This window comes from Variovorax boronicumulans, from assembly GCF_029892485.1.
GTDB lineage: Bacteria > Pseudomonadota > Gammaproteobacteria > Burkholderiales > Burkholderiaceae_C > Variovorax > Variovorax boronicumulans_B.
On record NZ_JARXVG010000018.1, the window covers coordinates 35,324 to 49,779 of the forward strand.

The following is a 14,456-nucleotide window of genomic DNA, read 5'->3' on the forward strand; positions in this document are numbered from 1 at the left end:
ATCGATGAAGGGCGTGCCCGGCACGCCCTTTTTTCAGCGCCGCCGCTCCACGTACGGCCGCGCCTGCAACAGCACGATCCTGTCGCCCACCGTCGCCCATTCGATGTCCTGATCGACCGCGTGGAAGGTGCGCTTCACGGCAGCGCCCACATTGGCGAGCCGCACGACGAGCTCATCGGTCAGCACGTTGCGCCCCTGCTCCACCGGCACCTCCTTCACGCCGCCGTCCTTGTCGAGCTGCAGCGCCGTCTCTTCGGCCGACCGGCTCAGCACCTGGATCGCCTTCGACCAGCTCGAATACATCACCTGCTCGGCCACGCGCTGCCCCTCGACCACGCGGATGCCGATGCCGCGCTTGGCCGAGATGTAGGTGACGTAGGGGTGGCCGGCGTCGAAGGGATCGCGGGTGATCATCACGCCGGCGTTGGTCGAGTCGATGGCGGTCTGCACGAACACGCCCATCAGCACCGACTCGGCACCGAAGCCCGCGGCGCTGCGCGCCTCCCAGGCCTCGGGGTTGAACACCGAGGCCCAGACCTTCTTCACCGCGAGCTCGAGCGCATCCCCGGTCTTCACGTTGGGCACCGTGGTGTAGAGCCCGGCGCCGCTGAAGCCGGGCAGGTCTTCGGAGTTGGACGAGCTGCGCACGAACACGCCGCCGCCGCCCAGTTGCGACTGCCACGCGGCGCGCCACGATGCGGCCGTGGCGGTATCGACGGGCCACTTCACGATTTCGTCGCGCAATTGCGCGAGCGCCTTCTGCCGCTGCTGCGGATCGCTCGCGAAGCCGGGCTGCTGCTGCATGCGCGCGATGCGATCGGCCAGGCCGTGGGTTCGCATGAAGCGGTCGTAGTGCGCGAACGGAATGCAGAAGCCGTCGGGCACGGTGGTCGATGGAATGCGCGCGGCCAGCAGGGCGCCGAGGTTGGCGGCCTTCGAGCCGCACTGCGCGCTGTTGCGCGCACGCAGCGAGGCCAGCGGCAGCAGGCGCGTTTCGCGCAGGTCGGGCTTCACGGCCCTGTCGCTGCCGGGCACTGCGCCTGTGGCGGCGCTGCGCACGGCGCGCGGCGGGAGCGCTGCGATTTCTTCGGCCGTGAGACGACGCACCTGATAGCCCGAGGCCGCGACCTTGAGCGCGACCCACTGGCCCGCATGCTCGCGCAGCACCGTCGCGGCGCCGCGCACATAGGCATTCGGAATGCCCCAGCCCTTGGCCAGCAGGTTGACGTGCGAGAGCGCGGTCGATGGCCTCTCGGTCAGCACGCCGGCCACGGGCGGCAGGTTGATCGGCACCTGGCGCAGCACGGCGATGTCGTCGGGCAACAGTGCGTTCAGGCCCGATGCGTCGTCCACGATGCGCACGCGTCCCGTCGCGGTGCCGAGGTTCATGGGCATGTAGGGCTGCTCCCGGATCAGCGCCTCCTGGCTCACGAAATCGATGCCCGCTTCCTTGGCGACGCGATCGTGCAACGTGGAATTGGTCTTGAACTTCACGGGCGCGAAGAAGCTGGCCTTCACCTGTGCGTCGGCCTGCTTGAGCAGCGGCGCGGTGAGCTGGTCGCCTTCCCAGAATTCATAGGTGAAGCTGCCGATGTTCTGCTGCCAGCTCAGCGTGCCGAACAGGAAGCGGCGGTCGGGCACGAGGTAGTTGCGGTCGATCTCGCGTTTGCCGGCGCGCGGCGAAAGACCGGTGTCGCGCACGAAGCGCACGTGCAGCTGGTAGCGCGGCGTATCGATGTAATAGGTGCGCACCGGCCTGGCCTGGCGATCGACGATGAAGAGCACATGGGCCAGTTGCATCGGCGTGCCGGGGTCGTAGACACGGGCCAGCGTGTCGAAGTCGCCCTGCCCGCGCAGCGCCGGCAACGAACCGGGCACCGCGGGACGCGGAACGAGCTGCGCAGCCGGGCCCTCGGGCTGCGGCTCGTTCTGCCGTTGGTAGAAGGAGGGCTTGCGCGCGAGTTGCGCCTCGGCCGGCAAGGGCGCGATGGCCGCTGCGCACAGTGCCAACGCCGATAGCCACGCCGGTGCCTTGCGCGTCCGATCCTGGGTGCTGTTGTTCTTCATGGGGTGTCCCTCTTGTTGCGGGGCGAATTCTCGCTTGCGTCGCCGCGGGCGGCACACGCGCCAAGTCCCATGGAAAGCGCTGCCATCGACCGCCCGCTACAGTCGCCCGAAAGGAGCTTCTTCTCATGCCCACATTCGACTTCGACCTCTTCGTCATCGGCGGCGGCAGCGGCGGCGTTCGCGCTGCGCGCATGGCGGCGCAGACGGGGGCCCGCGTGGGGCTGGCCGAGGCCGCCGATCTCGGCGGCACCTGCGTCAACGTGGGCTGCATTCCCAAGAAGCTCTACAGCTATGCGGCCGGCTATGCCGAATCGTTCGAGGAGGCCGCGGGCTACGGCTGGAAACTGCCCGCCGAGCCGCAGTTCGACTGGGCGCTCCTCAAGTCGCAGCGTGCCAAGGAAATCGGCCGTCTCAATGGCATCTACGCCTCGCTGCTGAAGAACTCGGGCGTCGCGGTGATCGCCGGATGGGCGCAGCTGGTCGATGGCCACACGGTGGAAATCGACGGCAAGCGCCACACCGCGCGCCACCTGCTCGTGGCCACCGGCGGCACGCCTTTCGTGCCGGACATTCCGGGCCGCGAGCACATCGTGACGTCCGATGCGATGTTCGACCTCGACCCGTTCCCCCAGCGCCTGCTGGTGGTGGGCGGTGGCTACATCGCGTGCGAATTCGCGTCGATCTTCAACGGCCTGGGCTCCAAGGTGACGCAGCTGCACCGCCGCGCGCATCTGCTCACCGGCTTCGACGACGACGTGCGTCAGTTCCTCGCGAACGAGATGGGCAAGGCGGGCGTCGATGTGCGGCTGAACTGCGAGGCCTCGTCGATCGCGCGCGGTCCGCACGGGCTGGTCGTGACGCTCGCGCGCGGCCAGCAGGTCGAAGCCGACACGGTGCTGTTCGCCACCGGCCGCGTGCCCAACACGCAGGGGCTCGGCCTCGAAGCGGCTGGCGTGAAGCTAGACGACAAGGGCGCCATCGCGGTCGATGCGCACTACCGCACCTCGGTGCCGTCGATCTACGCGGTGGGCGATGTGTCCACGCGGGTGCAGCTCACACCGGTCGCGCTGGCCGAAGCGATGGTGGTGGTCGACGAGCTGTTCGGCAAAGGCAAGCGCCGCATGGACTACGAATTCATCCCCACGGCGGTGTTCACCCATCCGAACATCGGCACCTGCGGCTACACCGAACTCGATGCGCGTGCGAAGTTCGGCGAGGTCACGGTGTTCTCCAGCGAATTCAAGTCGCTGCGCCACACGCTCTCGGGCCGCAGCGAGCGCACCTTCATGAAGCTGGTGGTGGACAAGAAGAGCGACCGCGTAGTCGGCCTGCACATGGTGGGCGCGGACGCAGGCGAAGTCGTGCAGGGCTTCGCGGTGGCGATGCGCGCCGGTGCGACGAAGGCGATCTTCGACAGCACCATCGGCATTCACCCGACGGGTGCCGAAGAGTTCGTCACCATGCGCGAACCCATGCCTGGATAGGGCTCGCCCCCAGGCTTCGCGCACTTCGTGTCGCTTCTCCAACCCCCTACCGGGGGCAACACCTGCGGCCCGGCGAAGCCGGTTCCGCGGTGTTCCGCGAAAAGAGGGGGTCAGCGAGGCTGCTGTTTTCCTTCGAGGAGCTTCACCATCACGAACAGCACGCGGTTCGCGGGCGTGGACACACCGAGCGCCTCGCCGCGGCGCACGACCAGGCCGTTGAGATGGTCGATCTCGCTGAGCTTGCCGCGTGCGAGATCCTGCGCGGTCGATGAGTACTGCGAAGGCATCGACTGCGCGATGCCGCGGATGGCCGCATCGGTGTCGCCGGGGATGGTGACGCCTTCGGCCTTCGCCACGGCGAGGCATTCGGCGACCACGTCGCGGATCACATCGGCCACGCCCGTGCCTTTCACGAGTTCGCCATAGGGCAGTTGCGACACGGCCGACAGCGCGTTGTAGGCGCAATTCAGGACCAGCTTGGCCCAGAGCGAGCCGCGCACGTTGTCGGAAATCTGGGTGGGCACGCCAGCGGCGACCAGGTGCTGCGCGACCTGCTCGCTCGCGCGCGAAGGCGCGATGACCAGCTCGCCGCGGCCATGGTGCTTCACATGGCCCGGGCCGGCCATCTCGGTCGCCACGTAGACCACGGCGGCCGCCACTTCGTTGGCAAGCACCGAGCGCACGCGCTCGTCGTTGTCGACACCGTTCTGCAGCGTAAGCACCAGCGCATCGGGCGAGAGGTGCGGCTTGATCTGCGCGGCGGCCGATTCGCTGTCGGTGGACTTCACGCAGAACAGCACGAGATCGGCGCCCTGCACCGCGCTCGCCTCGGTGCTCGCACCGAGCCGCACCTGTTCGTCGAAGCTCTTCGTCTCCAGCCGAAGGCCGTTCGCGCGAACGGCCTCCACATGCGAAGGCCGCCCGATCAGCACCACTTCGTGGCCCGCGCGCGCCAGCATGGCGCCGTAGTAGCAGCCGACTGCGCCGGCGCCCATGACTGCGACTTTCATCGATTCGTTTTCCTGGTTGTCTGTCCAGCCATAGGTTAACGGCCCATTGCACAATGCCGCCATGCCCTACATGCCCACATTCGTCGCCCCCGCCCGCTTCACCGACGCCGCTGCCGCGCTCGACCAGGTCAAGGCCATCTACCAGGGCGGGCTCGCCCATCTGCGCGAGTCGATGCTGCGCTTCGTGGCCGGCGAGGCGCTGCCGGGCCGGGTGCGGGCCTGCTATCCGTTCGTCCGGGTGCACACCCACACCGTTTCGCGCCACACGCCGCCGGCCAATGCCGGCCTGAGCTACGGCTTCGTGGCCGGGCCCGGCCGCTACGAGACCACGCTGACGCGGCCCGATCTCTTCTCGCGCTACTACCTCGACCAGTTCCGCCTGCTGCTGGAAAACCACCAGGTCGAACTCGAGGTGGGCACCAGCACCCAGCCCATTCCAATTCACTTCTCGTTCGCCGAGAACGACCACATCGAAGGCACGATGAGCGACGACCGCCGCGCGCTGATGCGCGACGTGTTCGACCTGCCCGACCTGGGCGTGATGGACGACGGCATCGCCAACGGCACCTTCGAGGCGCGCGACGGCGAGGCGCAGCCGCTGTCGCTCTTCACGGCCGCACGCGTCGATTACTCGCTGCACCGCCTGCGCCACTACACCGGGACCGCGCCCGAGTGGTTCCAGAACTTCGTGCTGTTCACCAACTACCAGTTCTACATCGACGAGTTCGTGCGGCTGGGCCACGAAGCCATGGCCGACGAGAACAGCGAATACATCGCCTTCATAGAGCCGGGCAACGTGGTCACGCGCCGGCGCGGGCTCGATGCCGGCGCTAGCGCCACCTTCGGCCACCTGCTCGACGGCAGCCAAGGCACGGCACCGCCGCGGCTGCCGCAGATGCCGGCCTACCACCTGGTGCGCGAGGACTACAGCGGCATCACCATGACGAACATCGGCGTGGGTCCGGCCAACGCCAAGACCATCACCGACCACATCGCCGTGCTGCGCCCGCACGCCTGGATGATGCTGGGCCACTGCGCGGGCCTGCGCAACACGCAGCAGTTGGGCGACTACGTGCTGGCGCACGCCTATGTGCGCGAGGACCATGTGCTCGACGAGGAACTGCCGCTGTGGGTGCCGATTCCGGCGCTGTCGGAGATCCAGCTCGCACTGGAAAAGGCCGTGGCCGACATCACGCGCTACGAAGGCCCCGACCTCAAGAAGATCATGCGCACCGGCACCGTGGCGAGCACCGACAACCGCAACTGGGAGCTTCTGCCCGGCAACCAGCCGCAGCGCCGTTTCAGCCAGAGCCGCGCGGTGGCGCTCGATATGGAAAGCGCGACCATCGCGGCCAACGGCTTCCGTTTCCGCGTGCCCTACGGCACTTTGTTGTGCGTGAGCGACAAACCGCTGCACGGCGAGATCAAGCTGCCCGGCATGGCCAACCACTTCTACCGCGAGCGGGTGGAGCAGCACCTGCGCATCGGCATGCGGGCCATCGACATCCTTCGGGAAGAGGGTTCGACCCGGCTGCACAGCCGCAAGCTGCGCAGCTTCGCGGAGGTCGCTTTCCAGTAATAGTTGGCGTCACCTAGGGTTTTCACCTAGACATGGATGCGGGCGTTTTTCACGTTTCGCAGACATCATCCGGTTACCTTTGTAAGCAACTGGAAACAAAATGTCTAGATCGTCGACCGCGGGCCTTTCCCGCCGCAACTTCAGCGCATGGATGGCGGGCGGCGTTGCCGCCGCAGGCGCCGGCCAGGCCGCGCTGCTGTGGCCCCGGTCGGCCGGCGCGGCCGAATCGCAGCTGGTTGCCAAGCTGCGCATCGTGATTCCCGCCAATGAAGGCGGCGGCTGGGACCAGACCGGCCGCGCGCTCGGCGCGGCGCTGCTGGCCTCGGGCGCGGTGGGCGACGTGGTCTACGAGAACATCGGCGGCAAGGGCGGCACCATCGGCCTGGCAAAGTACGTCGAGAAATACGACGCCGACCCCGACACCCTCTTGATGAGCGGCATGGTGATGGTCGGTGCGGTCGCACTGCAGAAACCCGCAGTCACCATGGCCCAGGTCGCCCCGGTGGCGCGCCTGACCAGCGACTACGAAGTCGTGGCAGTGAAGGCCGATTCGCCCATCAAGACCCCCAAGGACCTGATCGCCCAGCTGCGTGCCGATGCGGCCAAGACCGTCATCGCCGGCGGCTCGGCCGGCGGCGTCGACCACATGTACGCCGGCATGCTGGCGCGCGTGGCCGGCAACGCCGCGAATCTGGTCTACCAGCCGTACCCGGGCGGCGCACAGGTGGTGGAGGCGCTGGAAACGGGCAAGGCCGTGGCCGGCATTTCCGGCTATAGCGAATTCAGCGAGGCGCTGGCCGGCGGCAAGCTGCGCGCGATCGGCGTGTCGGCGAAGCGTCCGTTCCAGGGCATTCCGTCGGTGCGCGAACAGGGCGTGGACGCCGACCTCGCCAACTGGCGCGGCGTGCTCACCGGCAAGAAGGTGCCGGCCGAGCGCCGCGCCGTGCTGCTGGAAGCCGTGCGCCGCGCCACCGGCGCCGATGTCTGGCAAAAGACCATCAAGCGCAACAACTGGGATGCGTACTGGATGGCGGGCAAGGACTTCGAGAGCTTCCTCGAACTCGACCTGGCGATGGCCGGGCCGATGATCTATCTGCTGAAACTCAAGGCCTGAGAACAGCCTTCAGGCGAACAGCTCCGGCATCTCGCGCTGCGCCCTGGGCGTGAGCTTGAGTTCGCGCCCGTCGAGTTCCTGCCGCACCCAGCCGCGGCGCAGCGACAACTGCAGCCATGCAGCCCCCAGCGCACCGCCAAGATGCGGGCGGCGTTCGCTCCAGTCGAGGCATGCGCAGGCAAAACGACGGCGCGAGCGGCGCACCGCATCGATTTCCACACCCAGGCTTTCCAACGCGATCGCGCCTTCGGGCGTGAGTTCGTACGAGCCGCTCTGCAGGCCGCTGAGCCAGCCCTGCGCATGCAGCCGGTCGTGCAGCGCAACGCCGGCCGTGCCCGCCATGTGGTCGTAGCAGGTGCGCGCGGCGCGCAGGCGGCTCGGCGTGTTCGGCTTGAACTCGACCGCGCGCGGCGCGCCGGCCACGACCATCAGGCTTTCGAGCGCGGCCGCGACGTTGTCATCGGCGAGCCTGAAGTAGCGGTGCTTGCCCTGCACGAGCACTTCGACCAATCGCTCTTCCTTCAGGCGCGCGAGGTGCGCGCTCGCGGTGGAGGCGGCCACCTCGGCGACAGTGGCAAGCTCGGTCGCGGTGCGCGCGTGGCCGTCCATCAGGCAGTTCAGCATGCGGGCGCGGGCCGGCTCGGCGATGGCGCCGGCGAGGCGGGCCAGTTGCAGGTCCGCGTTGGAAGATGAAGTCGTGTCCATGCGCCCATCGTAAAACGCGGCCGCAATCGACACTTCGTTCGCGGGCGAAGTGTGACGGCGGCGGCAATTGCACACTGCGCGCCATGAATACAAGCCCCACTTCGCTCTCCGACATGCCCGTCGATCCGGTCGCGGCCGTCACGCATGCCGATCCTTATCCCTTCTATGCCGGGCTGCGTGCGGGCCCCGCGCTCGTGTGGAACCAGAAGCTGCGCGTCTGGGTCGCGAGCCGTGCGGAGGTCGTCGGATCGGTGCTGCTCGCGCACGGCGCGCTGCGCGTGCGGCCGGCCGCCGAACCGGTTCCCAGCGCCATCGTGGGCAGCCCCGCCGGTGAAGTGTTCGGCCACCTGGTGCGCATGAACGACGGCACGGCGCACCAGGCCCATCGGCCTGCGCTGCAACGCGCACTGGCCGGGCTGGACCTGAATGCCGCGCATGCAGCGGCATTGCAGATCGCACGCAACGTCCCGGCAGAACCTTTGTCCGATGCGCTGTTCTCCATGCCCGTGCAAGCGGTCGCGCAGCTTCTCGGTTTTGCGGATGAAACGCTGCCGCAAATAGACCGCTGGATGCGCGACTTCGTCGCCTGCCTGTCGCCGCTGTCCACGGACGATCAACTGCAAAGCGCAAGTGTTGCGGCGGGCGAACTGATGACGCGGTTCGAGGCGCTGACCGCCAGTGCACCGCCTCGCCACGGCACGCTGCTCGCGGCCGTGCTGGCCGAAAGCGGCGCCGGCGCGCCGGTCCCGCGCTCCCTGCTCGCCAACATCGTCGGCCTGCTCTCGCAGACCTGCGACGCGACGGCGGGCCTGCTGGGCAATAGCCTCATCGCTTTGCTGCGCGAGCCCGCGTTGCGCCAGGCCGCGCGCACGCGCGACGGGCTGCAAGCCATCGTGCAAGAGACGGCGCGGCACGACCCTTCGGTCCACAACACGCGCCGCTTCACCATCGAGCCCATCACCATCGCAGGCACGCCACTGGCAGCGGGCGATGCGGTGCTGCTGGTGCTGGCCGCGGCCAACCGCGATCCGGCCTTCAACCCCGACCCTGACCGCTTCAAGCTCGTTCGCGAACGGCGCCGCATGCTCGGCTTCGGCCATGGCATGCATGCCTGCCCGGGCCAGGCGCTGGCCTGCACGCTCGCAGCCGCGGGGCTCGATGCGTTGCTGCACCGCGAGCCCGACCTCGACGCGATCCGGGCGCGTGGCTGGAGCTACCGCCCCTCGGCCAACGCGCGCATCCCTGTCTTCCACTGAGAAGTTCAGCCGCGCGCGGTGGCCCAGTGCCCCGTGCCCGCCAGGTGCGGCGACAGCTGCGCATCGCCCCAGCGCAACGGCAACGCGGCCGACCGGCGCAATGCGTGCTCCACATGCAGGCGCAGCAGCCGCTCGGCGCCTTCGAACTCGGCAAGCTCGGGCCCGTCCAGCACGATCTCCGCAGTGGCCGCCACATGGAGCAACTCGCCGTTGTCATAGTCGATGAACAGCAGGCCCGCGCGTGGATGCGCCAACAGATTGCCGAGCGTGTTGAAGAAGCGGTTGCCGTTGAAGTCGGGCACGGTCAGCACGCCGCCTTCGTCGACGCGCACGAAACCCGGCCGGCCGCCGCGGTGCGACACATCGACGCCGTGCGACCTGGCATCGGCCTCGTCGCCCACTGCTGCTTCGTGCGGGTAGGCCGTCGCGATGAACAGCGTGTCCGCGCTGCCGATGAGCCGCTCCGCAGCGAGATCGAGCACGTCGAGCCGCTGCACGGATGCGCTGTCTGTGCGCACGGGAGCGAACATCGGCTCGCGCGCCTGGATGTACCGAGGGCAATTGCCGAAGCTCTGCTGCACCTCGAGCATGAAGCCCGTCGCGTCGAGCGATTCGACCGTGCCGTTCATGCGGTTGCGCCGCCGCGTGTGCGGCTCGATGCCCAGGAGGCCGAGCGTGGCGCCCTGCGCGAGCTGGCCCGCGAGCGGATCGCCGGCCGTGGGCAGCGCATCGATGCGCAGGTGCGTCGCATCGGGCGAATGCACGAAACCTGCGGGCGCGGCGAGCACGCTGGCCCAGGGCTGCAGGTTCGCATCGAGGCTGGCGACCACGACGAACGGCAACTGCGCGAAGAATTCGCGGTGCTGGTCGGGCATGTAGTCGCGGATCACGCGCGGGCCCGCGGCGGCCATCTGCTCGCGCGAACCGGCCTGCACTTGCAGCGCGCGCTCGCCGGCATGAAACGGCGCGGCGATCATGCGGCCGCCGCCAGCCCGACGGGCGTGCGCACCATTGGTACGAAGCCGGGCAAGGCTTCCACACGCGAGAGCCAATCGCGCACATGCGGATAGGCGTCGAGTGCCACGCGGCCTTCGGGCGCATGCGCGACGTAGGCGTAGTTCGCGATGTCGGCCAGCGTGGCGTGAGGCGCGGCAAGAAAGGATTGCTGCGTCAGATGGATCTCCATCACCGCGAGCAGCGCGTGCGAGCGCGTCACCGTCTCGGTCGGGTCGACCGCGAGGCCGAACAGCGCCATGACGCGTGCAGCGGCCGGGCCGTAGGCCAGCGGGCCGGCCGCCACCGAGAACCAGCGCTGCACGCGCGCTGCACCCACCGCGTCCTGCGGCATCCAGCGCGACGGGTCGGCCGAATAGCGCGCGTTGAGGTAGACCAGGATCGCGTTGGAATCGGCCAGCGTGACGTCGCCGTCCTCGATCACCGGCACCTGGCCGAAGGGATTGCGCGCCAGGAATTCGGGTGTGCGGTTGGCGCGCTGCTTCAGGTCGAGCTCGATCACCTCGAAAGGCAGTCCGAGCATCGAGAGGAACAGGCGCACGCGGTGCACATGACCCGAGATGGCGCTGCCATAGAGCTTGATGGGCTGCGTGGGGCGGGTGGCGATGGCGTTCATGAAAGGGTCCTTTGGAATGTCGAGACGAGGGCCGTGCTGGCGTATTCCCGATTCTTCTCTCTTGCATCCAATGAATGAATAGCCATTTCTGTATTTGACTGCTGCGTTTTCCGGTTTAATCGCGGCATGGACCGCTTCAAAGCCATGCAGACCTTCGTGCAGATTGCCGAGCAGGGCAGCATGACCCGCGCCGCCGAGGTGCTGGGCACCTCGCTGCCGGCGGTGGTGCGTGCGCTCGCCGCACTCGAGGCGCACCTGGGCGTGCGCCTCTTCCATCGCACCACACGGCGCCTGTCGCTCACCGAGGAAGGGCGCCACTATCTGCCGAGCGCACGCGAGGTGCTGCTCGCGGCCGATGCCGCCGACCGCGCGCTCAACGCCGAGGCGCGCGAACCGGCGGGCCAGCTCACCATCACCGCACCGGTGCTGTTCGGCCACATGTACGTGGCGCCGGCCATCACCCGCTTCATGAAGCGCTACGACAAGGTGCGCTGCAGCGTGCTGCTGTACGACCGCGCGGTGAACCTGCTGGAGGAGAACATCGACGTCGGCATCCGCATCAGCCCGCTGGAGGATTCGTCGCTCGTCGCGCAGTCGCTCGGCACCATCCGGCGCGTGGTGGCGGTGAGCCCGGACTACCTCGCGCAGCACGGCACGCCACGGCATCCGCGCGACCTGAACGGCGCGCCATGCGTGCGCGGCCGCATCGACGCGCCGCCGCAATGGCTCTTTCACGAAGGCGGCAAGACCATCAGCGTGACGCCGAGCAACCGGCTGGAGTTCAACCACCTCGCGCCCGCGATCGAGGCCTGCGCCGCGGGCATGGGCTTCGGCACCTTCTTCTCGTACCAGGTGCTGCCCTACGTGGCACAGGGGCGCCTGCAGATCGTGCTCGAAGACTTCGAGCCGCCGCCGCGGCCGGTGAGCGTGATCTATCCGAATGCGCGGCTGCTGCCGGCCCGCACGCGGGCCTTCATCGACTGGATGAAGACGGAGTTCAGCGGCTTGCGGATGTAGCGCTACGGCGCGGGCGCTGGCAGGGGCTTGCCCTCGCACAGCGCCGCGGCATCGGTGGCCATGCTGCGCACCGCTTCTTCCATGCCCAGGTTCAGCACCGCCATGAACTCGCCGTTGCCGCTGGCCCAGTTGGTGCGCGTGCCCATGCCGCTGTAGAGGCGCGTTGCCGTCTCGCCGCCGGGCAGGCGGTAGTTCACCTTCAGCACCACATGCGAGACCAGGTTGAGCCCCGCGGACCATGCATGGGCCAGCCGCAGCGCGACGACGGCCGAGACCTGTCGTGCCGAAGCGGAAGCCGCAGCGGGCGCACCGACGACGGTCTGGAAACCGTAGCGCTTGGTCGACAGCAGCGCGGTGCGCGTCCACATGCCCGCATCGCCGCTGCGCAGCGATTCCACCGCTTTCGGCGTGGCATGCACCGTCGGCAGCATCAGCGTCAGGTTGCCCGCGTAGAGCTGGTTGTTGCGGGCGTCCTCAATGGCCGGGAGGTACAGCGTGCAGCCCTGCGGCGCACGCAGCAATTCGACCGGCGGGCCGTTGGGGCGCTGCTCCTGTTCGGGTGCCTGCTCGTAGACCATGTCGAGCGGCTCGCTCTCGCTGAGCGCGTGCGCGAAGCCGGGCACGGCGCACAGGGCGACGAGGACTGCCGCGGCCATGCCGCCGCGTTGCGCTTGTGACTTCATGGGGCGGCGCTCCGGACCGAATACATCGCGTTGTCCTGGTCGCGGAACACCACGCCGCCGGGCTGGTTGTCGAATCCCTGGCCACCCAGCGTGAACCATGTGCCGTTGACGTTGAACCGCGCGGTGCGGATGGCGCCGGAAGGCGCGCCGATCAAGTCCAGCCCCACCACGTGCAGCGTCTGCCTGATCGAATCGCGCATCACGGCCTTGAGCTGCCGTCCGTCGTTGGCGGCCAGCCGGCGCACGACCGTGGCGCGCGTTCCGCCGCCGACCGGCGTCTGGAAGATCGTGGCGGAGCGGTACGACGGCTCCTTGTTGCCGTCCTGCCAGAGCAGCGCCGTGGTGCGCGTGGTGAAGGCGCTCAGGTCGGGTTCGAGCACGTACTGCAGCAACAGCACCAGGTAGGCGGGGCCGGTCTTCGTGGCGGCGATGCGGGCGTTCTGCTCGGCCTTGGGCGGCATGCCCGCAAGCACCTGCGACGAGGCGATCTTCAGCGGGAACGCATTGGGCGTGTTCAGCAGCTCGCCCAGGGCCAGGCCGGCTTCGACCCGGTAGTCGTAATCGAGCAGGGGACCGACGATGGCACCGACTTCCGCGCTCATTTCCTTTTGCCGCGCCTGCTGCACCGAGGAGTCGATCAGCGCACCGAGCAGGCCGCCGCCCGTGGCCTCGGCCACGCCAGGGGCCTGTGCGGAGAACATGAAGTTCTCCTGCGCGACGACCACGCGAACATCGACCTCCCGGACCTTCGCCCGGTCCGCCGCCGCGAGCGGCCGGTGAAACTGGGCACACGCGCCAAGCAGCAGCACGAGGGACAACGCCAACAGGGAACGCAGCATCTTCGGATCTTCTCTCGCGGTATTCGGTGGGCGTCGATTGTGCCGGGAGTTGCGACGAACATGCGCGGGTTGTCCATCGGTTGAAGCGATGGCGACATCCGCAAGGGGCCTGCGTCAGAATGACCGCGTGCCCTCTTCTTCCCCCACTCCCCCCCTTTTTCGCGCCAGCCACCTGCGCAAGCGCTATGGCGACACCACGGTCGTGGACGACCTGTCGTTCGAGATCGCGCCCGGCGAGTGCCTGGGCGTGATCGGCCCGAACGGCGCCGGCAAGACCACCACCATCCGCATGTGCCTGGGCCTCACCGCGCCCGACGGCGGCGAGATCTCCGCACTGGGCTTGCAGATGCCACGCGATGCGCTCGCCATCAAGGCGCAGCTGGGCGTGGTCACGCAGTTCGACACGCTGGACCCCGACTTCAGCTGCGCCGAGAACCTCGTGGTGTACGGCCGCTACTTCGGCTTCGGCAAGGCAGAGGTACGTGCGCGCGTGCCGCAGCTGCTGGAGTTCGCGGCGCTCTCGCACAAGGCGGATGCGAAGCCGGGGGAGCTCTCGGGCGGCATGCGCCGGAGGCTTTCGCTGGCGCGCGCACTGGTGAACGACCCCAAGCTGCTGCTGCTCGACGAGCCGACCACCGGGCTCGATCCGCAGGCACGCCACCTGATGTGGGAGCGGCTGCAGGTGCTGCTGCAGCAGGGCAAGTCGATCCTGCTGACCACGCACTTCATGGACGAGGCCGAGCGCCTGTGCTCGCGCCTGCTGGTGCTCGACCACGGCCGCAAGATCGCCGAAGGCAAGCCACGCGACCTGATCGCCGAGCACCTGGAGCCCGACGTGGTCGAGGTGTATGGCAACGGTGCGCTGTCTTTGGCCGAATCGCCGGAACTGAAGGCCATGGCCGCGCGTGTCGAGGTGAGCGGTGAGACGGTGTTCTTCTATACGCAGGATGCGCGGCGCCTGCTCGATGCGCTGACGCAGCACGGCGGCCTGCGCACCTTTCACCGGCCTGCGAACCTAGAAGACCTTTTTCTCAAGCTCACCGGGCGGCAGATCCGCGAGGACGGCTAGGCC

The 14,456-nt window shown here is 68.4% G+C and carries 13 protein-coding genes; 6 read left to right on the forward strand and 7 right to left on the reverse strand.

Annotated features, from left to right (window positions below):
• Positions 1–33 precede the first annotated feature (33 nt).
• The gene (locus tag M2282_RS28575) at positions 34–2,067 is read right to left on the reverse strand and encodes a PEP/pyruvate-binding domain-containing protein (RefSeq protein WP_280812159.1); all 2,034 of its coding nucleotides are present in this window, start codon (positions 2,065–2,067) and stop codon (positions 34–36) included.
• 125 nt (positions 2,068–2,192) lie between these two features.
• Here M2282_RS28575 and gorA point away from each other — a divergent pair, with 125 nt between their 5' ends.
• Positions 2,193–3,551: a glutathione-disulfide reductase gene (gene gorA / locus M2282_RS28580; RefSeq protein WP_280812160.1), complete on the forward strand. Its 1,359-nt coding sequence runs from the start codon at positions 2,193–2,195 to the stop codon at positions 3,549–3,551.
• 110 nt (positions 3,552–3,661) lie between these two features.
• Here gorA and M2282_RS28585 read toward each other — a convergent pair whose 3' ends face one another.
• Entirely contained in the window at positions 3,662–4,561 is a 900-nt protein-coding gene (locus tag M2282_RS28585; protein ID WP_280812161.1) for a ketopantoate reductase family protein, read from the reverse strand.
• A gap of 61 nt (positions 4,562–4,622) precedes the next feature.
• On the opposite strand from M2282_RS28585, the gene M2282_RS28590 reads away from it, so the two are divergent.
• Entirely contained in the window at positions 4,623–6,140 is a 1,518-nt protein-coding gene (locus tag M2282_RS28590) for an AMP nucleosidase (RefSeq protein ID WP_280812162.1), read from the forward strand.
• 151 nt (positions 6,141–6,291) lie between these two features.
• Complete coding sequence (locus M2282_RS28595) at positions 6,292–7,254, forward strand: Bug family tripartite tricarboxylate transporter substrate binding protein (protein ID WP_280812215.1); 963 nt, start codon at positions 6,292–6,294, stop codon at positions 7,252–7,254.
• A 9-nt stretch (positions 7,255–7,263) separates the two neighbouring features.
• On the opposite strand, the gene M2282_RS28600 is transcribed toward M2282_RS28595, so the two are convergent.
• Positions 7,264–7,959, reverse strand: coding sequence for an ArsR/SmtB family transcription factor (locus M2282_RS28600; RefSeq protein WP_280812163.1), 696 nt, complete (start codon positions 7,957–7,959; stop codon positions 7,264–7,266).
• An 83-nt stretch (positions 7,960–8,042) separates the two neighbouring features.
• Here M2282_RS28600 and M2282_RS28605 point away from each other — a divergent pair, with 83 nt between their 5' ends.
• On the forward strand, positions 8,043–9,215 hold the full coding sequence (locus M2282_RS28605; protein WP_280812164.1) for a cytochrome P450: 1,173 nt from the start codon (positions 8,043–8,045) through the stop codon (positions 9,213–9,215).
• Between the two features lie 5 nt (positions 9,216–9,220).
• Here M2282_RS28605 and M2282_RS28610 read toward each other — a convergent pair whose 3' ends face one another.
• Both M2282_RS28610 and M2282_RS28615 read right to left on the reverse strand, forming a co-directional pair.
• A complete protein-coding gene (locus M2282_RS28610) occupies positions 9,221–10,192 on the reverse strand; it encodes a pyridoxamine 5'-phosphate oxidase family protein (RefSeq protein WP_280812165.1) in 972 nt (323 codons plus the stop codon).
• Positions 10,189–10,845: a glutathione S-transferase family protein gene (locus M2282_RS28615; RefSeq protein WP_280812166.1), complete on the reverse strand. Its 657-nt coding sequence runs from the start codon at positions 10,843–10,845 to the stop codon at positions 10,189–10,191. Before M2282_RS28615 ends, M2282_RS28610 begins: the two co-directional genes overlap by 4 nt.
• A gap of 126 nt (positions 10,846–10,971) precedes the next feature.
• Between M2282_RS28615 and M2282_RS28620 the strand changes: the two genes are divergently transcribed.
• Entirely contained in the window at positions 10,972–11,862 is an 891-nt protein-coding gene (locus M2282_RS28620; RefSeq protein WP_280812167.1) for a LysR family transcriptional regulator, read from the forward strand.
• 2 nt (positions 11,863–11,864) lie between these two features.
• Here M2282_RS28620 and M2282_RS28625 read toward each other — a convergent pair whose 3' ends face one another.
• The gene (locus M2282_RS28625; protein WP_280812168.1) at positions 11,865–12,545 is read right to left on the reverse strand and encodes a hypothetical protein; all 681 of its coding nucleotides are present in this window, start codon (positions 12,543–12,545) and stop codon (positions 11,865–11,867) included.
• Positions 12,542–13,384 carry a hypothetical protein gene (locus M2282_RS28630; protein ID WP_280812169.1) on the reverse strand — a complete coding sequence of 281 codons (843 nt, stop codon included), beginning with the start codon at positions 13,382–13,384 and terminating at the stop codon, positions 12,542–12,544. The genes M2282_RS28625 and M2282_RS28630 overlap by 4 nt, the downstream gene beginning before the upstream one ends.
• 88 nt (positions 13,385–13,472) lie before the next feature.
• Here M2282_RS28630 and M2282_RS28635 point away from each other — a divergent pair, with 88 nt between their 5' ends.
• The gene (locus M2282_RS28635) at positions 13,473–14,453 is read left to right on the forward strand and encodes an ATP-binding cassette domain-containing protein (protein ID WP_280812170.1); all 981 of its coding nucleotides are present in this window, start codon (positions 13,473–13,475) and stop codon (positions 14,451–14,453) included.
• Positions 14,454–14,456 lie beyond the last annotated feature (3 nt).

What these genes read in the sequence shown, in the direction of transcription:
- M2282_RS28575 (WP_280812159.1), bottom strand. Translation starts at nt 2,067, where the DNA reads ATGAAGAACAACAGCACCCAGGATCGGACGCGCAAGGCACCGGCGTGG.
- gorA (WP_280812160.1), top strand. Translation starts at nt 2,193, where the DNA reads ATGCCCACATTCGACTTCGACCTCTTCGTCATCGGCGGCGGCAGCGGC.
- M2282_RS28585 (WP_280812161.1), bottom strand. Translation starts at nt 4,561, where the DNA reads ATGAAAGTCGCAGTCATGGGCGCCGGCGCAGTCGGCTGCTACTACGGC.
- M2282_RS28590 (WP_280812162.1), top strand. Translation starts at nt 4,623, where the DNA reads ATGCCCTACATGCCCACATTCGTCGCCCCCGCCCGCTTCACCGACGCC.
- M2282_RS28595 (WP_280812215.1), top strand. Translation starts at nt 6,292, where the DNA reads ATGGCGGGCGGCGTTGCCGCCGCAGGCGCCGGCCAGGCCGCGCTGCTG.
- M2282_RS28600 (WP_280812163.1), bottom strand. Translation starts at nt 7,959, where the DNA reads ATGGACACGACTTCATCTTCCAACGCGGACCTGCAACTGGCCCGCCTC.
- M2282_RS28605 (WP_280812164.1), top strand. Translation starts at nt 8,043, where the DNA reads ATGAATACAAGCCCCACTTCGCTCTCCGACATGCCCGTCGATCCGGTC.
- M2282_RS28610 (WP_280812165.1), bottom strand. Translation starts at nt 10,192, where the DNA reads ATGATCGCCGCGCCGTTTCATGCCGGCGAGCGCGCGCTGCAAGTGCAG.
- M2282_RS28615 (WP_280812166.1), bottom strand. Translation starts at nt 10,845, where the DNA reads ATGAACGCCATCGCCACCCGCCCCACGCAGCCCATCAAGCTCTATGGC.
- M2282_RS28620 (WP_280812167.1), top strand. Translation starts at nt 10,972, where the DNA reads ATGGACCGCTTCAAAGCCATGCAGACCTTCGTGCAGATTGCCGAGCAG.
- M2282_RS28625 (WP_280812168.1), bottom strand. Translation starts at nt 12,545, where the DNA reads ATGAAGTCACAAGCGCAACGCGGCGGCATGGCCGCGGCAGTCCTCGTC.
- M2282_RS28630 (WP_280812169.1), bottom strand. Translation starts at nt 13,384, where the DNA reads ATGCTGCGTTCCCTGTTGGCGTTGTCCCTCGTGCTGCTGCTTGGCGCG.
- M2282_RS28635 (WP_280812170.1), top strand. Translation starts at nt 13,473, where the DNA reads ATGGCGACATCCGCAAGGGGCCTGCGTCAGAATGACCGCGTGCCCTCT.